Source organism: Candidatus Pantoea multigeneris (assembly GCF_011752615.1).
Classification (GTDB): domain Bacteria; phylum Pseudomonadota; class Gammaproteobacteria; order Enterobacterales; family Enterobacteriaceae; genus Pantoea; species Pantoea multigeneris.
The window spans coordinates 167,619-188,233 of sequence record NZ_VWXF01000010.1 but is presented as its reverse complement, the minus strand read 5'-3'; the positions used below and the strand labels follow the sequence as shown (position 1 = coordinate 188,233).

Sequence of the window (20,615 nt, the reverse complement as noted above, 5' to 3'; positions counted from 1 at the left end):
GTGCCATATAAGCAGGTTTCATTACATTTAATTTCGTGGGTCGCTCGACAAGGTTGAGTAAAATTCAACAAACCATCCAGGTTAAATCATCAGATAAGACTGCATTTGCGATTAATATCATTTCCTACAGGACCCGGGGACCTCAGCTGGCCCCAGGTCATCATCATGCTGCAGTTCTATCAGGTTGATTTATGCATAGTTCCGAAACGCTGGATAATAAAGATATCTTCGACAAAGCTAATCTGGTGAAGCCACCGATAAGCTTGTTTGCGGCTATCCTGACATTAGCACTGGGCGGCCTTTTTATTGGTACCGGTGAGTTTGCCACAATGAGTTTACTTCCCTCTCTGGCAAATGCGACTCAAGTCTCAATCCCCGTCTCGGGACAATATATAAGCTCGTATGCAGCTGGCGTGGTGATTGGGGCACCCTTGATGGCGGTTATTGGGGCACGTTGGCCGCGGAAATGGCTGCTTTATTGTCTGCTTTTTATCTCTTTGCTGGGATATACATTTAGCGCCCTTGCCTGGAACTACTCATCACTGATGGTCGCGCGTTTTATTTCCGGCCTGCCTCACGGCGCTTGGTACGGCGTCGCCGGGCTCGCCGCTTCTGTGATGGTACCGGCCTCCCGACGCACGCAATACATCGGATATGTGATGCTGGGCCTTGCAACTGCCAATGTGGCAGGCGTGCCTGCAATGACATGGCTTGGACAGCAACTGGGTTGGCGGGTGGCTTTCTCGTTCGTAGCAGTCGGTGTTGCAATTACCGCAGGTATGCTTTATTTCTTCATACCTTCAACCCCTGCCGACCATAATGCTTCTCCGCTGAGAGAATTGAGCGCCCTGGCAAAGCCTCAGGTCTGGTTTACGCTGGCCGTAGCCACTGTCGGTTTTGGTGGAATGTTTGCTGTTTATAGCTATATCACGCCAACTCTGACGCAGGTCTCTCGCTTTTCATTATCAGAAGTTCCGGCCGTGCTGGTTTTGTGGGGCATTGGTATGGTCTGTGGAAATATACTTGGTGGCTGGATGGCCGATAAGTCCCTTATCCACGCTATCTTTGTCATGCTTTTCTGGAACATCGGTTGTCTGGGGTTGTTTGCGCTGGTCGCTCAGTGGAAATGGGCCGTCCTGCTTGCACTCTTCCTGTTGGGAAACGGCTTTGCCATGGTTCCCGCTCTCCAGAGTCGTCTGATGTCCGTTGCCAGCGACGCTCAGACGCTGGCTGCTTCGCTCAATCACAGCGCCTTCAATCTCTCTAATGCCATTGGTGCTTCATTAGGTGGCATGGCCATTGCTGCCGGGGCCGGGTGGGCGACCACGGGTTGGGTTGGCGCTGCTCTGGCATCAGGCGGCGTGGTTTTTATGGTTTTATCCGTAATCGCATCGAAAAGGAATCAGCATGCCTGACAATATAATTATTCGCGATAACGTAGCCGTTATCACTGGGGCCGCTCATGGGATTGGCGCTGCAATGGCAAGGCGTTTTGCTGCCGAAGGAATGCAGCTAAGCTTATTCGACAGGGATGGGCAGGCACTTTTCTCTTTATCAGAAACATTTGCGGTCAAAACATGCTGCACAGTTGGTGATGTGGCAAGTACTGAAGACCTGCAAATACTTTATGATAATACGATGGCGGAATTTGGCAGTGTGTCATTACTGGTGAATAATGCCGCAGTGAATACCGGAGCCGGTCCTTGGGATGAACCTGAACTCTGGCTGAAGCATTTACAGTCAAACCTTCTTCCTGCCATCACTCTTCAGCATTTATTTGTTCCAGGTATGATCTCTCATCATGCCCCTGCTGCTGTGGTAAATCTGGGCTCGAAAGAAGGCATAACCACACCACCAGGAAACGCAGCCTATAGTGCCGGGAAAGCCGCTATCAAAGTACTGACGGAACAGTTAGCGCATGAGCTTCGTCAAGCTGTCGGCGATCGCGTTACTGCCCATCTTCTCATTCCAGGCTATACCTGGACCCCGATGAATTTCCCTGGGATGGATGAGAAAAATGATTGTCAGCCTGAAGCCGCATGGACCGCTGCTCAGGTAGTTGACTACTTCATAACAGGCTTTACTAAGGGGGATTTTTATATCCTGTGTCCTGATAATGAAGTCACACCAGAGATGGATGCTAAACGAATAGCATGGGCAAGCCAGGATATTATCGAGAATCGTCCGGCTCTTTCCCGCTGGCATCATGACTGGAAAAAACAGTTCGATGCATGGATGAAAAATTCACTTTGATAGTGATATCAGAATAATTTTGCTGTTGTTCGTTTAACTCGCAATGTCTGCTCCTGGCACAGAGCGTCCAACCCCATAAGCTACCGGGTCCGCTATGAGCGAGCAGAGGACACCCGTTTTTTGTACATGGAGATTATGCTTACACAGGCATGTAGTCGTTTGTAGGGGGCAGGTCGCCAGGTATTGTGGTACCTGTCCGGGACGATGTGTCCTCGCTCACAGCGGACATCTAATGTCAGCTGTGAGCTTCAGGACTTAATTTTGCACTAATATCTTAATAAAACTTTCCTCTCCGTCCTCATGCACGGTCTTTATCATGAAAAAGTTGCATCCAGTAAGGATAAGGGACAGCAGGCTGCGAAAGTGTATCGAGTTTTTGACGATGTTCTGGTGCAAGGATCAGATTTTCTGCTTCGAGATTTTGCAGCAACTGCTGCTCATTCTTCGCGCCGACAATAATCGTCGTAACCTCAGGGCGTCCAAGTAGCCATGCATGGGCAACGGTCGCTGGAGAGCAATTCATTTCATTGCCGATGGCAATAAGCTCGTCAACCACCGGATCAACCCGAGCCATATCGACAGGAGGGAAGTTAAGCGTTGAACGCCTTCCCTGATGACTGTCTGCGTGGGTCTTTTTCACATATTTACCACTGAGGTAGCCGCCGCTCAGAGGACTCCAGATCATTAACGCATGATCGCCATCCCGCGCCGCCTTGGCGATATCAAATTCTATATCCCGGCATGCCAGGGAATAATGAACCTGATTACTGGTAAACCGCGCTTTGCCATGCTGTTGCGCATAGGAATCGGCTTGAGTCATTTCTGCTGCGCTGAAATTACAGGCGCCGATATGTCGTACCTTGCCCTGGGTGACCAGATCGTCAAGTGCCCTGAGCGTTTCATCCAGTGGCGTTAAAAGATCGCGATCGTGCAATTGCAGGAGATCAATATGGTCCCTTTGCAGCCGTTTCAGGCTGGTTTCGACAGTACGAATGATGTGTGACCTTCCCAGGCCGACATCATTGGGCCCATTGCCCGTTTTCAGGCGCACTTTAGTCGCAATCATCATACTGCTGTCATTCACACTCATGGCTTTCAATGAACGACCTAATACAATTTCGGACTGCCCCTGAGAATAGACATCGGCGGTATCGACCAGATTAATCCCTTTGTCTAGTGCGACGCTGATAATCCGCTTTGCTTCCTCCACGGGCAGCCCGGCAATAGACGACCAAATCCCTTCACCGTTACCAAAAGTCATCGAACCCAATGTATAGCGAGAAACCTTTAACCCTGAACGGCCAAAACGTACGTATTGCATATTTTGCTCCAGATACCCTTAGTGAGGGCCTTACTCTAAAGCGATTGAATTCATACTTACAGAATGTAGAATACGAATTCATTATTCTGAAAAAGTGAATAAAGTGTGCGCTTTGATCAACTCAGTTCGATCCGGTTGTTTGTTCGTATCATCGAGACAGGATCCTTCAGTCGTGCTTCCAGCCTGTCTGGTATTTCACCCTCGAATGCAACGGCCAGAATTGCAAGGCTGGAGTCACACCTTGGTGTCAAATTATTAGGAAGGACAACACGAAGTGTTGCCGCGACCGAAGCCGGACTTCGCTATTATGACGTTTGCAAACGTCTGCTAAATGATCTGGACGAAATCGATACTGACCTGAAAGGTTCTCAGCAACGCCTGGCCGGTAGAGTCCGGGTGAGTATTAATGTTTCTATCGCGCGCGCGATAATATTGCCGCGATTACCTGAACTGATGCGTCAGTATCCTGATATACATCCAGAGATTATCCTGACCGACCAGCGTAGCGATTTTGTTCGAGAAGAAATCGACTTTGCTATTCGTATTGGTGGTCTAGAAGATCAGGATCTTCACAAACGCTCTCTGGGATTTCCTCTGCGTATCAATGTCGCCTCGCCAGAATACCTTCAACATTTTGGCGTGCCTGAAACGCCGGATGCCCTGGCAGGGCATCGCCTGATTGATTTTAAGCTACCGCTGCCCGGTGAAAGGCTTGGATGGGAATTTGAAACCAACGATGTCATCAACACTCTCTGGCCAGATACGGTAGCATCGGTAAACGATGCAGAAGCGCGTGTTCAGCTGGCCATCGCGGGTATGGGGATTGTGCAAAGTCTGCATTTTATTGTCTCGTCGGCGCTTGAAACGGGCAAACTGGTGCGTCTGTTCCCTGATCTGGAAACCCGGGCTCCTGAGGTCACCTTGCTATGGCCTCGCAACCGACATCTTCCAGCCAGAACAGAGACTGTCATGCGGGTATTCAGTCAGTGGGTAAAAGAGGCGGTGAAGGCGGTCCCTACGCAGCTTGTATGAGCCGGTGATAACCTTTTATCATCCGCAATTTAAGCCGTCAGAACACTTTCCTTGCCAGCGAACCAGAAATAAAAGGCCTGATGTCAGCGCTAAGGATGTGGTTCAAGCAGCACATTGACGCCCCACGAGGGAAAGTGTCTGGCTAAAGCCAATCCCTCCCCGGCTGAAAAATAATCGGATTCTCCTGGATGGAGATACATTTTTCGGTAGCAGAAAACAGGCTGTTTTGATGAAATCACACATGCACCAATAGCCGGTTTGCCCTCTTTAACACGTAAGGGTGCGCCGACAATAATCGTCATATCGTATCTGTCAGACAATACCTGAAGTGGACTCAGACAGCTTTCATCATGCAGAGCCAGATCTGCCGCCATTTCGGGTTCATAGCCCGTCAGAGAAAGTTCAGGAAAAAAGATAAGGTTAACGCCAGCCGATGCCGCAGACTCAATCAACATTTCGTGATAACGCATATTCTCATTAATACAGCCGCGCGCCGGAGCAAACTGCCCTGCTGCGATTCTTAACCTTCCCTGAATGCTGTTCATGCTTTCCCCAGTGTTTTTTTAGCGTTATCAGTTAATAAACATAATTCGAGGGCAAGAGCCGCACTTCGTTCAGACTCATACCGGAGTTTTAATCTTGATGTCAGATCTTTTGCTGGATTACCTGTGATATGATAACAATCCATCCCTTTATCATATCACAGGACTGTGTAACTTTGAAAAGGACAGCGCTGAGAATAATTTCATTTATAATCGTACTTTTAATTACCACCGAGTTGGTTTTTGAAGTTATATTTAGGTTCTCATCCGGAGATTTTGTTATCTCTGTCCTGGAACGATTTGCGGCTGTAGGCATTCAAATTTCATTTGATTCATTTTTTGTTATACTTGTTGTTTTTTCGGCTTTCTTATCTTTTTTAATTTATAAGTTTTTATTGTCTCTTAAAAGTAAATGGAGTGATAAGTGAAAGGGTTTTTAGTTGCTTTTTTGAGGGAAAACATTCCTTATTTGTTTGTTAATGTTTTCGTTATTTTAGTTTTTGGTTTGTCATGTTTATTTTTTCCTGAGTGTTGGTTTTTGTGTGGCTTGTTTTCATTGGTGATCATTGCTGTTTTTGATATATTTGTTTTGCCTTCAATAAAGAAAAGAAAATAACTTTTCTTAGGCTTGGGGATGATGACTTGTGAAACTGTAAAACGGCAACAAATGTTTGAAAAGATCTACAGATCATCTTGAGATCCTTTTTTGTCGTCGTAGTCACTTGAACCAGAAACGATAAAACCACCCTGCCAGGTGGTTTTATCGATGGTTAGAAAATCCGGGCAGCGTTTCAAGGCCCGTTTCAACGTCAGCCCCAGCGAGTGGCGGCGCACTTTTCGTGGCTCAGGTTTGGCCCGATAAACACGACGCTGTGGTTTAAATCGCCTCAGCATCCAACAGCGCCGTTCCGTAGGAGTTGTCGATGGTACACAGCCAGCGGCCATCACTCTCCTGCCGGGACACATAGGTCGCACGGCGAGTGGTTTCCACAATGCCATCTTTTCTTCAAAGGGTACTCCCACCGAAGGAGGTGGGAGGGGAATTTGAATTGACGCGGTAGCGTCAAATATTTCTCAGCCTCGCGGGTTTTGAAAGTACTTTTTCACAACTTCAGGCGGCGATCCTCTGTATGAGCCGCCTCGCCGTCACACGCATTTAGTTCCGCCCCGAAGTCACCCCACATTCCAGCTGCACGCTGGCTGATGCGCGTAGGATGTCATTTCCCAAAGGCATCTTGTCGGTATTTCGTCATAAAAAGCGATTAACATGCAGTAAAATGGCGCTATATCTGTTTTTTTAAAAAAAGCCTGCTCAGCTTGACTTCAGATTAAACGCATGGTTATTTATCCAGCATTCATTTACCGGGCACTGAATGCACATGCTTATCCTGAAGGCGTATAAATACCGGCTGGAACCCACGGACGCTCAGGCACAACGACTGCGCCAGATGTGCGGTTGTGCGCGTTTCATCTGGAATTATGGCCTGGCAGAAACGCAGCGTATGCTGGATGCCGGACAAAAGTTGCCCACCGCCTTTACGCTGAATAAAATGCTGACCGCGTGGAAGGGGTTGCCTGAGCTGGCGTTCCTGTCTGAAGCGTACACCGACAACCTCCAGCAGAAACTCAAAGACCTGCACGGGGCATGGAAGCGGTGCTTTGATAAACGTCTGGCGGCTAAAAAGCCGGTCTTTAAGCGCAAGAGCCAGGGTAACGATTCCATCAGATTCGTCAACTTTGACAAATACTGCCAGCTTGACCGCAAACGCGTTAAATTGCCGTCTGGCCTGGGCTGGGTGAAGTTCCGCCAGTCCCGCGCCGTTGTGGGCAAAATCAAAAACGCCACCGTCAGCCAGCACGCTGGCGGCTGGTCTATCTCGTTCCAGGTCGAAACGGAGGTCGAACAGCCCGTACATCCGTCAACGTCCGCTATCGGACTGGACGCGGGTATCAGCAAGCTTGCAACGCTGTCCGACGGCACGGTTTTTGAACCGGTAAACAGCTTTAAAAAGAATCAGGCGAAGCTGGCGCGGCTACAGCGCCAGCTGGCCAGGAAAGTAAAATTCAGCGCGAACTGGAAGAAACAGAAGGCGAAAATTTCCCGCTTACACGTGCATATCGCCAATATCAGACGCGACTACCTTCACAAAGTCACCACCACCATCAGCAAAAACCACGCGATGATAGTGATTGAGGACCTGAGGGTGTCAAACCTCTCAAAATCGGCGGCAGGAACGGCAGACGAACCGGGGCGCAATGTCGCGGCAAAATCAGGGCTAAACCGGGCGATACTGGATCAGGGCTGGTATGAAATGCGACGTCAGCTTGAGTACAAGCAATCCTGGCTGGGTGGTCAGGTGTTAGCGATAAACCCGGCTTATACCAGCCAGAAGTGCGCCTGTTGTGGTCATACGCATAAAGATAACCGTCAGTCTCAATCCCGCTTTATTTGTCTTGAGTGCGGTTATAAAGAGAACGCGGATATAAACGGCGCGCGTAATATTTTAGCGGCAGGACATGCCGTTTTAGCCTGTGAAGTGAACGGTGCGTTAATGCCGTCAGCAGCAGGAACCCGGCGACTGAGTAATCAGGTAGCCACCCTGTAATGGGAATCCCCTACCTGAGTCGCGTAGCGTGAAGGTGGGGGAGGATGTCAAGAGGGCATCAAAATCTTTGGCGGAAATCGCGCTGTCGCAGGATTCAATAACCTGACGTAGTGGATGTGTAGACATAAACATTCTCCCTGTTAACGATATTCACTATCTTACCTTATGCCTCAGATCCGTCTATAAATCGTGCATGATTCAACTCGCCAGCTCGTGCTGCTATCCGTCATGAGCAGTCATTCAACACACCCACTCATTCAATCACACTTGATTGCTCAATCTATGCGTTAGATCAAAACATAAAAATTAGACATTAAAAACAATAAGATAAAACAAACAAAGTCGATGCAGACCCGCACTGATTCCAGCAATAAAAAATTCTCATGCAATCATTGATGCAATCAAGTTACACATTGATTTTCGCTGTGCTATTACTGTTTCACTTTCACCTCCTGAGGGTTGGAAAATGGTCTCTTCACTGTTCATTCGCTGGGCAACACTGCTGCAACAACAGACCGAACGCCCTGCCTATCTGCGCATTGCGGATTTTATTGCCGAGGGGATTACAACGGGTGAGCTGCCTTCACGTTATCGGTTACCGCCCTTACGCGATCTGGCCGAAACGTTGAGCCTGAACTACACAACCGTCACGCGGGGTTATGCGGAAGCGCGTCGCCGTGGGCTGATTGATTCCCGGCCAGGGCTGGGGAGTTTCATTCGCACTAAGGCGTCCAGTGCTTCTGTTACGCCCATGAGCAATTATGAAATGACCATGAATGCGCCCGTCGAACCCGCAGGATCTGTTATTGAAGAGGCGCTGCGTATCGGTGCGCTGAACCTCTTCAGCAATACGGATATTCAGGGTCTACTGCGCTACCAGGATTTCGGAGGCAGTGCCGATGATAAAGCGGCGGCTATGCTGTGGATGAATAAAAAATTAACCCTCACGGATGAGTCAGAAGTGCTGGTCTGTGCCGGGATCCATAATGCGCTGGTCGGGATTATGACACTGCTGAAACGGAAGAAAGGCGCAGTCTGCGTAAGCAATCTCATTTATCCGGGGATGAAAGCTATAGCCAGCCACCTTGAGATTAAGTTAAAAGCGGTACTCTGTGATGAGTATGGGCCCGATCCTGCCGCTTTCGAGGCATTGTGCCGGGCTGGAGAAATCAGCACGCTGTATATCAATCCAACTTTACATAATCCGACCACGCTGACGATCCCGGCGTTTCGCCGACGCGAACTGGCTGAAGTCTGTAGCCGGTACAACATCTCCATCATTGAGGACGATGCTTACGCAGCCCTGACCGAAGATAAGATCCCCGCTTTTGCGGAGCTGGTGCCTTCACTGACCTGGTACATAACAGGGATGTCGAAGTGCTTTGGTCCTGGACTGCGCATCGCTTTTTTGAAGGGCCCAGATAAACAAGCTATCGCACGTTTGTCCGGCGTACTTCGGGCGCTGACAATCATGTCCAGCCCGCTAACCAATGCGCTGGCACGTCAATGGATTAACGATGGCACGGCGGATCGCATGCTAAATGAGATAAAAAGTGAAGCCAAAATACGCCAAAAATTAGCGTCAATCTATCTTTCCGGCTATGAGTATCAGGCAGACAGCAACGGCTATCATATATGGCTGCTGCTGCCAAAAATGATTAACTCAAACTCCTCTGATGTGGCGGCGAAACTGCGCGAAAAGGGGATAAGTGCGGTCTCTGGCATTGCTTTCTGCACTGACAATAAACCGGTTGAAGCATTGCGTCTGTGCCTTGGTGGTTCCCAGACGCGTCAGCAGTGTGAAGACAGGTTAAAAATCTTGTCTGAAATGCTGGCAGACCCGATTTTCTTTTCGAGCATGGCGATATAAATCATGGGCTGAACCTCTATACCTATTTGCAGTAATCAGATGACAGCCCTGACGGGATGTATCTCAACACCATTACTACAGCATAATTCGCTGATAAGGCACTATAAATGAACACTGAGCTTAATGTTGTCCTACAGGAAGAGTTGAATAAAATTAACCAGGAAGAGCAGCGTGATGACCGCCCTTATTTTGATGTTTCCTTCATTAAACAATACCCTGGGCTGTATGGCTTAATGTGTTTCCTGTTTGTCCTCACCATGGGACTTCTGATGTACTCCGATTCCTTTGGCGGCATTGAATACACCGTCTGCTGCGTGATTTTCGCCGTCTGTAACTTCTTTTTCTTCTTCCATATCAATCCGTCTTACCGCGTAAAAGATATTGATAAAGGGGCCTGGAAAAATTGCTATACCGGCGACTGGTATATGGAAGTCCATGTTAAAGAAGCCTTTATCGAAAAACTGATTAATGGCAACGTGCTGTCGGAAACGGAAAAAAACACGCTGAACGCGCAGTATAAAAAGAAAGGACATCTTTACTTTGCGGACATTTACCGCCTAAGAAGCTAATCGTCTCATGACAGGGGAAAGCCATTTAGCCTTTCCCCTCTGTCATTACCTCAACGCCCAAGAAATTTAAACGGTGTCGCCTCCTTGTACGAGGCATTGGCCATCCCTGAATAAATGTGCGTTTGGTTAGGCCCAAGATCGAGCTTCATCACTTTGCCCGTGGCCGCGGAAAAATCGATTTTATTCAGATCCGTCCAGAAAACGTTTGGCGTTAAGGCGGATTCAAAGAAATAGAGGCGACGCTTCTGGTCAGCAACCGTGCGCCAGCGTGTTGAAGAGATATTTGGCTGATCGGGGGTAGAAATGCCATAGGGCACGGAGACATTGCGGATCACGCTGAAGGTACTGGCCACCGCCTCAACAGCACTTTCCGTTTTTGGGATAGCATTGACGTAGAAGCTGGCGCGAGCAAACCGGTCCGCAGCCCGGTTGGTGCCAGGTAACATCACCGTCCCCCCAACCTCCTTCCAGTACTCTTCCATTGCGAGTTGTTTGTCAAAGGTCGGCGAATTGGTCATCACCTGATAGCTACGGCTGTGATGTATAACCTGTTTGCCGTCGATATATTCCACGATCGCGCTGTCGCCCGAGGCATCGGAGATCGCTAAATGCAGGGTTGCTAGCCGCTCCTCGCCTGGCACATTGTCCGTGACAATGGTAAACGGTTGTTGTCGCAGAGCATCAACGGCTTGCTGCACGGTGCTGAAATTATCCAGCACGTACTGCGCCCAGGCGGCAATGGTTAAGCCCGGCTTATTATCACCGTGTTCGGGATATTGCGACTCAACCAGCCACAAGACGTTAGCCACCAGGCCCGCTTCATTCATGCCATCAGTGGTGGAAATATCATAACCTGTGGCAATCACGCTGCCGTATTTGGAGGTCCAGTGGAGGGAATTAGCGCCGGCTTCCCCTGAACGCTGCATACCGCGCGGGAAAATCCACAGGTTGGTGCCAACATCGGTTTTCCAGTCCATCGAACGGGCCGTAATGACCTGATGATCTGCCCCCAGATAGACCAGCCGGGTACAGGCGTTTACCGTAGGGATTAACAAACTCATCGCCAGCGCGGAGGCGGTCAGTTTTGCTTTGAGGGTGCGAAGTTTCAATAACATAAGCTCAATTCCTTTTGCGGATGCTGTGCCAGTGGTGAAGTGCAGAGCTGCGACAGCATTAAGCTTAGTCTGTTTTACTTTTTCGCTATGAATTTAATCATTGTGTGATACGGCAGATGGGCCATAACGCTGGCCCATCTGCCAAAGGGTTATCTCATCCCAACCAGAAGACTAAAGCGGCAGCCGCGATGCAATAACCGCCAAACAGATGCCAGCGATCTTGTTCCAGCCAGCGCGAGAGCCAACGCAGCGCCAGCAAGCCAACGGCAAAGCTGAACACCATGCCAAGCAGTGAGGGCAACAGCAAACCGCTGGTAGCCGAGCCTGATGCGACAGCGCCAGCACCGCTCTGATGAGCAAATACGCGATAGACCTCTTTAGCGACCACCACTGGAGTCAGCGTAACGGCCAGAGCAAAGCTGAACTCCTCCGCACGGCTGCGCGCCATGCCAACCAACAGCCCGGTGGAAATCGTGGCCCCCGAGCGGGAAAATCCCCGAAATGGCAGACACAGCCCCTGAACTACCCCAACCACAGCCGCTCGACCCGAGGTCATGTCCCCGCCCTGGCGTTCTTTGATGCGGGCGGAGAGAATAATGAGTATCCCTGCTGCCAATAAGCCTGCGGAGATCAGCTTGCTATTACTGAATAATTGTTCAATTTCAAAACCGGGCGCATTGGCGGCGTAGTAATGAGTAATCAGTTTCAGCAATATCCCACCGGTAATGCCTGTCGCCAGGGTAGCAATGATGATTAGCCAGACGTTGCGACGAAATGCCGCGCCGGAACTGAAGTACGTCGCTAACCACTGTCGCCAGAAATAGACAATCACCGCAAACATGGTGCCGGTGTGCAACAGCACCAGCAGCAGCGTCATATCTGGCGCGGATGGATTCAGACCCAACATTTTTTCCGCCATGATGACATGCGCAGAGCTGGACACCGGGAGGAGTTCCGCCAGTCCTTGTACAACAGCCAGTATGGCTACATCAGACAATGTCATGCTTTTACCCTTATAAAGTGCGCCATTAATATCAGTGGAATGCGTTGATAGTAATAACCTAACTAAGGGTCAGATTTTGATACGTTTTGTCCGAAACCCGCCATCATTTAACTTCTGTTGAGCTTTTTCTCGCCCTTTATCTGACGTGCATAAAATGATGACAAAACGATGATTGCGCCATTCACTGCTGCATTTTGTGGGTGTGCAGACGACGCAGCCGTGTGAATTTGGTCGTATTGGAGAAAACGTTAAGAAGGGTAAATCCTGCTCTGGTCGCTATTTACTCAGCAGCCAGGGATAACATTAGCAGTTAGCGCGCCTTGTTGGCGCGCCATGCCATTTAAACGGAAAAAAGGTAATGGATGTTAATTAAACCAGGGCTGGAAAGGATCGGCCATTTGCTGCCAGCCTGCACGCCCCAGCGCCATCTCTTCATCGGTCAGCAGCGCCTGCTCAAGCTTTTCTCGCAGATGTTGCTCGTCCATATCAACGCCGATAAACACGATTTCCTGACGTGCATCACCGGTGCCCTCCTCCCAGTTTTCCATAATGAAGCTCAGCGTTTCATCATCTTGTGGCCAGCGATCCTGTGGCGCACTGACCCACCACATACCCGCCAGCCCCTGCCGGGATACGCCGCCTGCCTGCGACCAAGATCCAGCATATTCTGGGCGAGTCGCCAGCCAGAAAAAGCCTTTTGAACGCACAACACCCTGCAGGTCACCTTCAGTAACATCAAAGAAACGCTCAGGATGGAATGGACGACGGGCACGGAAAACAAAGTTACGGATCCCGTACTCTTCTGTTTCAGGCGTATGTTCACCGCGCAACTCTTTCAGCCAACCCGGAGCCTGCGAAGCCGCATCAAAATCAAACAGGCCGGTATTAAGCACTTCATGCAGTGCGACCTGGCCAAAGCTGGATGTCACCACTTTCGCCCGCGGATTCAGGGAGTGAAGAATGGCCAGCAGGCGCGCCTTTTCAGCCTCATTAATCAGGTCAGTTTTATTCAGGATCAGCACATCACAAAATTCGATTTGATCGACCAGCAGATCAACCACTGTGCGTTCATCTTCTTCACCCAGTGATTCACCGCGTGACTGCAAGCTATCATTAGCTTCGTAGTCGCGGAGGAAGTTGAAGCCATCGACGACCGTGACCATCGTATCAAGCTCGGCAACTTCAGACAGGCTTTGCCCCTCTTCATCGGCAAACGTAAAGGTTTCTGCGACGGGTAACGGCTCTGAGATGCCCGTTGACTCAATCACCAGATTATCGAAACGCCCCTCTTTAGCCAGTCGGTCGACTTCCAGCAGCAGGTCTTCACGTAAGGTGCAGCAAATGCAGCCGTTACTCATTTCGATCAGTTTTTCATCCGTACGCGACAGCTCAGCACCCCCGTCACGCACCAGCGCCGCATCAATGTTAACTTCGGACATATCGTTCACGATGACCGCCACACGGCGGCCTTCACGGTTATTGAGGATGTGATTTAGCAGCGTGGTTTTCCCCGCGCCAAGAAAGCCAGATAGCACGGTAACCGGCAATTTTCGAAACGTGCCTGAATTTGAGGTGGTGGTTGACATTGCAGCTCCTTACAAAGGTGATCGGTGGCACTGATTTTCCGAAAGCGTGTATAAGCTGTCGGGTGCCACATTTGGTTTTGGTTATGTTATAACATAACAATTTGCAATACCACGATCAAAACGTGCCTAAGCGGACAGCCCCGCTCTGGAGCGTGGGGATCAAAAGAGACAGTGAGGAGAAACGAAGGGGGATTAATGAAAATGGAAGAAACTCAACGTGCTGCAAACTTGCATATAAAATAAATGTCTGCATCTCCTTTGAGAGAAGCAGCATAAAGATGAAAAAAAGCCACTCTGAAAAACAGAGTGGCAAAATCCTCTTGTAAATCTGATATGACATCAGCGTAAATGCGAAACTATCATGCACCGGAATTTATCATTTGTCATCCCCGCTGACTTCACAGTTCTTAATGTTTAAAGTGGACTAAATGCAGGTTTAAATGAAATTTTCTTAAGATTCTAATATCCTGACATAAAAATGATACTCTTAACATTTAGTCTACAATTATTTCTGACAGTTAAAAATATTTTTCCCTGAAGATTCAATTAATTCATCAATCATACTTTTTTCCTATCGCCACTCAGCCTGTTTGCAGCATTGTCACAGGCCTCTTGAGGCATGTCACGCTGAGCATTGAGAAAACAATAAGATAAAACAAAACATACCTGGAATTATCTGGAAATAAATTTCATTATTGGCAGTTAATTAACTCTGGCTCTTGGAAATAACACAAAATTAGCTTGAGTTTTCTTAATCCCTACTATTTACTTATTACTGTGAAAAAAAGGTGGGACGTCTTACACTTTTTTTAATAAAGTGTTAAATACTTAAGTACTCATCGCCAGTATTGATAAGGATAATAACAATGGGCACTGTTCAGGGTAAAACTATTTCACTCCGTTTAGCCGAGGTGAGCGATTACCTCTTCATTCACAGCTTACGTGTTGCCCCAAAAAGCGCACAATTTCTGACTCCGGTGGATGATGATCCACTCCAGCAAAAAACCTGGTTGGAGAATTATAAGTTACGCGAGCAGGAAGGTCGGGAATATTACTTTATTATTCAAAGAACTGATAATAACCAACCGGTAGGTTCCCTCCGTGCTTACAATGTCAATCATGAGGCCAGTACAGCACAGTGCGGCAGCTGGATACTTAACGATCAAAAAACGATCACTTCCGCCATTGAAAGCATTTTGCTGATATGCGAATACATGCATAGCATTGGTATCCGTCTGGTGATAGTTGACGCCAGAAAAGATAACAAACCGGCACTACGGTTTATCCGGAAAATATCCCATCGTCCGCACAGTGAAGATGAAACCAATCTTTACTATGAAATTGATGTTCCGGTGATGGTGACAGATTTCTATAAAGATAATCATAAGTATATCGATCAGCCGACGCAGTCATAATTAGCGTCAGGTTTACGCTTCCGGGCGTGATTGCAGTCGCCTGGGGTTGTGATTCAGTGAGTTCGCCTCCCCTCTCTTTATGCGAAGGACTTGCAGGCCGCGACATGATTCCACATCATGATGCTACCTTATCGTTACTGCTGATGAGAGGTATATCCACTTTGGGAGCAATTCATGGCTGTCACCGCCTATACACCATTACAAATAATGCAGCTCAGCCCGGTGATTCCGGTACTGGTGATTGACGATGTTGAAACTGCACTGCCCATGGCGAAAGCGCTTCTGGATGGTGGGATCAACGTTTTAGAAGTCACGTTAAGAACAGCGGGAGCACTTGATGTCATCAAACTGCTTGCAGAGACATATCCTGAAGCAGTAGTGGGTGCCGGTACCGTCCTCAATCCCGCTCAATTTGAGGCAGCTCAAACTGCGGGGGCAAAATTCATCATTAGCCCCGGATTAACGGATTCGCTGCTGAATCATGCTAAGGGCGCCGACCTGCCGTTTATCCCAGGGATTAGCACGGTTTCAGAACTGATGTCAGGTTATGAAGCTGGCTTAAACGCCTTTAAATTCTTCCCGGCGGAAGCGAATGGTGGCACGGCAGCATTAAAAGCGATCGGCGGTCCCTTCCCTGATGTGCGCTTTTGTCCTACTGGCGGTATCAGCCCGCAGAATGCCGCCAGCTATCTTGCGCTCCCTAACGTAGCGTGTGTCGGAGGATCGTGGCTGGTCACCCCTGAGATTTTACAATCCGGTCATTACAGCCGAATCACTGAGTTGGCTGAAGCTGCCCTGGTTCAGTTCCGTTAAGCAAACCGAGACTCCCGCTGCAAACTTTGTGGCGGTACGTATAAAAGCCAGGGAGGCCCCTCACCCTCTGGCGACTTCACATTTAAATCACTTCCCTTCATTAATACCGCACCTCCTCACTGCTGCAAGGCCACCCAGCGCTTACTGTCAACCAAAATGAGACAGTGATAGGCAAAACTGTAAATTGTTTAACTAATAAGTTTACGTATAATCAGTTTCAGGTCAGGCAGCAAGGTTGCAGATAAGCAATCAACGATGGCTTCAGATAAAGATTTATTCACTGATGAGATGATTGTGATAATGCTCAACAAGCAACGCACATCAGGCAACTAAAATTAACGTTAACCTATTTTTTTAAGGAAATTCACATGCGCTACTTTTCATTAGATAATCAAAAAGACGGTATTATCCTGGTTGCCCGTATTGCTCTGATGGTGCTGTTTATTATTTTCGGATGGCAAAAGCTGATGGCATTTAGTTACACCGCAGGCTATATGGCTTCATTAGGCGTACCGGTGCCAGCGGTGGCTACAGCAGTCGCTGTTGCGATGGAATTTGGCGTAGGGTTGCTGATAGCACTGGGTTTTTACACTCGCCCACTGGCAGTGATCATGGCGGTGTACGTACTGGCAACCTCATTCATTGGTCACCCATACTGGCACATGACCGGCATGGATCAATATGCCAACATGATTAACTTCTATAAAAATATCAGCATTATTGGTGGCCTGTTATTGCTGGCTATCACCGGACCAGGTCGTTACTCACTCGACCGTCGTTAATTACGCAGAATAAAACCGGCCATCCATTTCTGGATGGCCGGTTTTACTTTTTAAGGTGGATAACATTCCCACCGGGGAATTTAAACGCTTTGCCAACTAAAAAAGCCCTCCAATAGCGGAAGGCTTTTTTTATTTATGTTTTAACGATGCCGCGAATCAGGACTCACTGACGCGATAACGTTCCAGCCAGTGCGCATATGGGGCTGGCAGCACCCATGACGGGCGATCTTTATTCAGTGCCAACGCGGCCTGATACGGCCAGTTTGGGTTTTGTAAATGCGCGCGGCCTACCATCACCAGGTCGAGCTGCTGTTGCTCAATGGTGGTGTTGGCGATCAGCGGCGAATCAATGCCCCACGCTGATGCCACCGGGATCTGTGCTTCACGACGGACGCGTTCCGCAATCGGTGCCAGGAAAGCCGCACCCCACGGGATATTGGCATCCGGTGTTGAGAAGCCGATGCTCACGCTGAGCAGATCCAGACCGTTTTCACGCCAGTAACGCGTCAGCTCGATCGCTTCTTGCAAGGTTTCTTCATCACGACCATCAAACTCCAGTACGCCAAAACGCGCGGTTAACGGCAGGTTTTCTGGCCATACGGCCCGCACGGCGTCAAAGGTTTCGCGCAGGAAACGACTACGTCCTGCAGCATCACCACCGTATTCGTCGGTACGCTGGTTAGCGTGCACCGAGAAGAAACTTTGCGCCAGATACCCATGGGCAAAGTGCAACTCTAGCCACTCATAACCCGCATCACGGGCGCGCTCAGCCGCACGAACAAAATCTTCCCGAACTCGCTTGATGTCCTCCAGCGTCATCGCTTTAGGGACGCGCGGCAGATTATTGCCAAAGGCTACCGCACTCGGCGAGATTGTTTCCCAACCGGCAGGATCGCCTTCAGCAATGTGATCATCCCCTTCCCAGGGCTTGTTAGCACTGGCTTTACGTCCGGCATGTCCAATCTGAATGCCTGGCACCGCCCCAGAAGCTTTGATTTCACGCGCAATCTGGCCGAGTTTTTCTGCCTGCTCATCATTCCAGATCCCGAGACAGGCTGGAGTGATCCGGCCCTCTGGTGATACCGCGGTCGCTTCCACAATCACCAGTCCCGCACCACCGCGCGCCAGGCTGTTGTAGTGCACGCGATGCCACTCATTACTGACACCGTCAATGGCGCTGTACTGACACATAGGCGGCACTGCGATTCGGTTGCGCAGCGTTAAGGTTTTTAAACGGAACGTATCGAATAATCCTGACATAACAACCTCTTACTCTGTTTACAGCACAATTATTTGTTTGCCGCTGAAGTTGCGATACTGCAACGCCTGAAGCTCTCTGGGGAGCTGCTCATAGGGGAATTGCAGTAGCGTCTCGCTCTGCAATCTCCCGTCAGCCAACTGCGCCAGCAACTGCTCGCCCTGCCGGGTTAATGCCTGCCACTGTTGGGCGCTGCCATAGGTGTGGAGTGCGCCAAGGGCAACCTCGTGCAGTGAAATGGCACGACCAAAGGGGCTACATGGCCACTGTTCCACCCGGCCCTGAATGCAAACCAGATGACCATTGGCGAGCAGTGCATCCGCCAGACTTGCCGCATGTTGCGGACCTACGGCATCGATCGCGGCAAAATAGCGTGGCTCCGCATTATGCTCGGTATCTTCCACGCAGCGCTTCGCACCTAATGCCTTAAGGCGATCCCAGTGTCGTGGGTGGCTGAGCGTGGTCACAACAAAACCACGCACATGCGCCAGCTGTACCAGAAAATGGCCGACTGAACCGCCAGCCCCTGCAATCAGAACCTCGGCCCCTGGCAGCAGTGGCAGCTTAGTGATGGCCTGCCAGGCTGTCAGCGCCGGACAGGGGAAAGCGGCCGCGCTGGCAAAATCCATCGCCTCCGGGACACGCATTAATACTTGCGCCGCTACCGGAGTATATTCAGCAAAGCTACCGTTGCGCCGCAAACTCTGGTGATAGGCAACACGCGCGCCAAGCCATGCGGGATCAACATCCGAGGCAACAGCAACCACCGTCCCGGCCCCATCGACGCCGGGCACCAGACCCACCTGGCTTTCGAGCACTTTCCAGTCCACCGGGTTGAGGCCAATGGCCGCGTTACGCACCAGAACATCGCCGGGTTGGAGCGGTTGTGCCGTCATCACACTGTCTTGCAGATCCCGCGCTGAATCACCCCCCTGCCATTGCCAGCCACGCCACTGTGCGATATCAGGCATAGGCACCCGCCGAATAGGTCAGTTCATAGCTGTGGCTATAGATTTCGATGATATTGCCAAACGGATCTTCCATGTACACCATGCGATAGGGCTTCTCGCCAGGGAAATATTCACGTACTGGCATCCGCTGCTTGCCGCCCGCTGCCACAATCTTCTCGGCCAGACCTTCCACATCCGGGTCCTGAACGCAGAAGTGGAAGACGCCGGTTTTCCAGTACTCAAAATTGTTCTCTGGCTTCTGCGCGGCTTTGAATTCAAAAATTTCTACGCCCACGCGGTCACCGGTGGAGAGGTGCGCAATACGGAACTTCTCCCATCCCTGACCAAAAACGTCGCTGCACATCACACCAATTGCGGATTCATCTTCCTGAATCGCCGTCGGCGGCATGATCAAATACCACCCCATCACTTCGGTATAAAATTCTACTGCGGCATCGAGATCGGTAACGGACAGGCCAATGTGGGAAAACGTGCGTGGATAAGGGGCTGACATGGTAATTCTCCTCTGACAAATTAGCCCCCAGACTAACCAGCACTCTGTATAATGAAAACAGTGATTCAGTTATAGGTTTTATAAAATATCATTATGCTTAATCCACAATGGTTGAAGTCATTTGCCATGTTGGCTGACGTTGGCAGCTTTACACAGAGTGCCGACCGGCTGGGCATTACCCAGGCGGGTGTCAGTCAGCACATCCGCCATCTGGAACAACAGCTTGGTCCGCTGATTTTACGCAGTAAGCGTCCGCTCGAACTTACGCCAGCGGGCCGTGCGCTGCTGGAATATTGTCAACAGGTCGATCGCGCGCAGCGCCACCTTGCCCTGCGCCTCAGTGATGGTGACAGCACCTGTGGTGAAGTCAGCCTGATTTCACCGGGCAGCATTGGCTTGCGGCTTTATCCGTTGTTGCTTTCACTCCAGCAACAGCACCCCGACTTGCTGATTCGTCACCGCTTTGCGCCGGACAGTGAAGTGATTGATGCCGTGCTGCACAACCGCTATGAAATGGGTCTGGTCACGCAAAAACCCGATGATAAGCGTCTGGTGGCGGAGCAATTTGCTGAGGAACCGCTGGAGTTGGTGGTACCCGCTACCGCTACCGTTAGCAGTTGGCAGGATCTGGAGGCACTGGGTTACATCGATCACCCAGATGGTCAGGCCATGGCAACCCGCCTGTTAAGCCGACGTTTTCCCGGCAATCCCGGCGTACGCAACCTGCCGCAGCGGGGATTCAGCAATCAAATCGGTTTAATTCTGGAACCCGTCGCACGTGGGCTGGGCTTCACCGTCATTCCCAAATATGCGCGCCTGGCCTTTGCCAGACCACAGCAAATCAAGGTGGTGTGTAATGAGGTGCTATTGGTGGATACGCTGTGGATGATACATCGTGCGGAATGGCCGCTGTCGACGCGCGCTCAGCGCGCATTAACGTGGCTACAGCAGCAGCTTTAAGGTAATCGCGAACTGGGCTACCTTTT

General features: G+C 49.9%; 20 protein-coding genes and 1 pseudogene. 11 read left to right on the top strand and 10 right to left on the bottom strand.

Annotated features, from left to right (window positions below; all coding sequences use genetic code 11):
* Positions 1-191: 191 nt before the first annotated feature.
* Positions 192-1,415 (top strand): MFS transporter, encoded by a 1,224-nt coding sequence (locus tag F3J40_RS20165; protein ID WP_167017515.1) that lies wholly within the window; start codon positions 192-194, stop codon positions 1,413-1,415.
* Positions 1,408-2,253, top strand: coding sequence for an SDR family NAD(P)-dependent oxidoreductase (locus F3J40_RS20160; RefSeq protein ID WP_167017513.1), 846 nt, complete (start codon positions 1,408-1,410; stop codon positions 2,251-2,253). Before F3J40_RS20165 ends, F3J40_RS20160 begins: the two co-directional genes overlap by 8 nt.
* 298 nt (positions 2,254-2,551) lie before the next feature.
* Here F3J40_RS20160 and F3J40_RS20155 read toward each other — a convergent pair whose 3' ends face one another.
* Positions 2,552-3,574 carry an aldo/keto reductase gene (locus F3J40_RS20155; RefSeq protein ID WP_167017511.1) on the bottom strand — a complete coding sequence of 341 codons (1,023 nt, stop codon included), beginning with the start codon at positions 3,572-3,574 and terminating at the stop codon, positions 2,552-2,554.
* Positions 3,575-3,679: 105 nt separating this feature from the next.
* Here F3J40_RS20155 and F3J40_RS20150 point away from each other — a divergent pair, with 105 nt between their 5' ends.
* Positions 3,680-4,606, top strand: a complete 927-nt coding sequence (locus F3J40_RS20150) for a LysR family transcriptional regulator (protein WP_167017509.1) — start codon at positions 3,680-3,682, stop codon at positions 4,604-4,606.
* An 89-nt stretch (positions 4,607-4,695) separates the two neighbouring features.
* Here F3J40_RS20150 and F3J40_RS20145 read toward each other — a convergent pair whose 3' ends face one another.
* The gene (locus F3J40_RS20145) at positions 4,696-5,151 is read right to left on the bottom strand and encodes a carbon-nitrogen hydrolase family protein (protein WP_167017507.1); all 456 of its coding nucleotides are present in this window, start codon (positions 5,149-5,151) and stop codon (positions 4,696-4,698) included.
* 421 nt (positions 5,152-5,572) lie between these two features.
* On the opposite strand from F3J40_RS20145, the gene F3J40_RS20140 reads away from it, so the two are divergent.
* Positions 5,573-5,764, top strand: coding sequence for a hypothetical protein (locus tag F3J40_RS20140; RefSeq protein WP_167017505.1), 192 nt, complete (start codon positions 5,573-5,575; stop codon positions 5,762-5,764).
* Between the two features lie 65 nt (positions 5,765-5,829).
* On the opposite strand, the gene F3J40_RS20135 is transcribed toward F3J40_RS20140, so the two are convergent.
* Positions 5,830-6,042: a hypothetical protein gene (locus tag F3J40_RS20135; RefSeq protein WP_167017503.1), complete on the bottom strand. Its 213-nt coding sequence runs from the start codon at positions 6,040-6,042 to the stop codon at positions 5,830-5,832.
* Positions 6,026-6,145, bottom strand: a pseudogene (locus tag F3J40_RS20130) (DUF4440 domain-containing protein); the annotation flags it as partial. The gene F3J40_RS20135 and the pseudogene F3J40_RS20130, both read right to left, overlap by 17 nt.
* Positions 6,146-6,527: 382 nt before the next feature.
* On the opposite strand from F3J40_RS20130, the gene F3J40_RS20125 reads away from it, so the two are divergent.
* The 3 genes from F3J40_RS20125 (at position 6,528) to F3J40_RS20115 (ending at position 10,193) form a co-directional block, all read left to right on the top strand.
* Positions 6,528-7,754: an RNA-guided endonuclease InsQ/TnpB family protein gene (locus tag F3J40_RS20125; RefSeq protein ID WP_167017501.1), complete on the top strand. Its 1,227-nt coding sequence runs from the start codon at positions 6,528-6,530 to the stop codon at positions 7,752-7,754.
* Positions 7,755-8,220: 466 nt separating this feature from the next.
* The gene (locus tag F3J40_RS20120) at positions 8,221-9,624 is read left to right on the top strand and encodes an aminotransferase-like domain-containing protein (protein WP_167017499.1); all 1,404 of its coding nucleotides are present in this window, start codon (positions 8,221-8,223) and stop codon (positions 9,622-9,624) included.
* A gap of 107 nt (positions 9,625-9,731) precedes the next feature.
* Positions 9,732-10,193: a YlaC family protein gene (locus F3J40_RS20115; RefSeq protein WP_167017497.1), complete on the top strand. Its 462-nt coding sequence runs from the start codon at positions 9,732-9,734 to the stop codon at positions 10,191-10,193.
* Between the two features lie 50 nt (positions 10,194-10,243).
* Here F3J40_RS20115 and F3J40_RS20110 read toward each other — a convergent pair whose 3' ends face one another.
* From F3J40_RS20110 to zigA, 3 genes are all read right to left on the bottom strand, one after another.
* On the bottom strand, positions 10,244-11,308 hold the full coding sequence (locus F3J40_RS20110) for a linear amide C-N hydrolase (RefSeq protein ID WP_167017495.1): 1,065 nt from the start codon (positions 11,306-11,308) through the stop codon (positions 10,244-10,246).
* A gap of 154 nt (positions 11,309-11,462) precedes the next feature.
* A complete protein-coding gene (locus tag F3J40_RS20105) occupies positions 11,463-12,311 on the bottom strand; it encodes an undecaprenyl-diphosphate phosphatase (protein WP_167017493.1) in 849 nt (282 codons plus the stop codon).
* A 365-nt stretch (positions 12,312-12,676) separates the two neighbouring features.
* Positions 12,677-13,897, bottom strand: a complete 1,221-nt coding sequence (zigA, locus tag F3J40_RS20100; RefSeq protein WP_167017491.1) for a zinc metallochaperone GTPase ZigA — start codon at positions 13,895-13,897, stop codon at positions 12,677-12,679.
* 866 nt (positions 13,898-14,763) lie between these two features.
* On the opposite strand from zigA, the gene F3J40_RS20095 reads away from it, so the two are divergent.
* The 3 genes from F3J40_RS20095 (at position 14,764) to F3J40_RS20085 (ending at position 16,907) form a co-directional block, all read left to right on the top strand.
* Positions 14,764-15,312, top strand: a complete 549-nt coding sequence (locus tag F3J40_RS20095; protein ID WP_017348636.1) for a GNAT family N-acetyltransferase — start codon at positions 14,764-14,766, stop codon at positions 15,310-15,312.
* A gap of 174 nt (positions 15,313-15,486) precedes the next feature.
* Positions 15,487-16,125: a bifunctional 4-hydroxy-2-oxoglutarate aldolase/2-dehydro-3-deoxy-phosphogluconate aldolase gene (locus tag F3J40_RS20090; RefSeq protein ID WP_167017489.1), complete on the top strand. Its 639-nt coding sequence runs from the start codon at positions 15,487-15,489 to the stop codon at positions 16,123-16,125.
* Between the two features lie 368 nt (positions 16,126-16,493).
* The gene (locus F3J40_RS20085) at positions 16,494-16,907 is read left to right on the top strand and encodes a DoxX family protein (protein ID WP_167017487.1); all 414 of its coding nucleotides are present in this window, start codon (positions 16,494-16,496) and stop codon (positions 16,905-16,907) included.
* A gap of 156 nt (positions 16,908-17,063) precedes the next feature.
* Here F3J40_RS20085 and F3J40_RS20080 read toward each other — a convergent pair whose 3' ends face one another.
* From F3J40_RS20080 to F3J40_RS20070, 3 genes are read right to left on the bottom strand one after another with little or no spacing between them, the layout of a single operon-like run.
* Complete coding sequence (locus F3J40_RS20080) at positions 17,064-18,167, bottom strand: NADH:flavin oxidoreductase/NADH oxidase (RefSeq protein WP_167017485.1); 1,104 nt, start codon at positions 18,165-18,167, stop codon at positions 17,064-17,066.
* A gap of 18 nt (positions 18,168-18,185) precedes the next feature.
* Complete coding sequence (locus tag F3J40_RS20075) at positions 18,186-19,136, bottom strand: alcohol dehydrogenase catalytic domain-containing protein (RefSeq protein WP_205297458.1); 951 nt, start codon at positions 19,134-19,136, stop codon at positions 18,186-18,188.
* Positions 19,129-19,629, bottom strand: coding sequence for a lactoylglutathione lyase family protein (locus F3J40_RS20070; RefSeq protein WP_167017483.1), 501 nt, complete (start codon positions 19,627-19,629; stop codon positions 19,129-19,131). The genes F3J40_RS20075 and F3J40_RS20070 overlap by 8 nt, the downstream gene beginning before the upstream one ends.
* Positions 19,630-19,722: 93 nt before the next feature.
* Between F3J40_RS20070 and F3J40_RS20065 the strand changes: the two genes are divergently transcribed.
* The gene (locus F3J40_RS20065) at positions 19,723-20,589 is read left to right on the top strand and encodes a LysR family transcriptional regulator (protein WP_167017481.1); all 867 of its coding nucleotides are present in this window, start codon (positions 19,723-19,725) and stop codon (positions 20,587-20,589) included.
* Positions 20,590-20,615 lie beyond the last annotated feature (26 nt).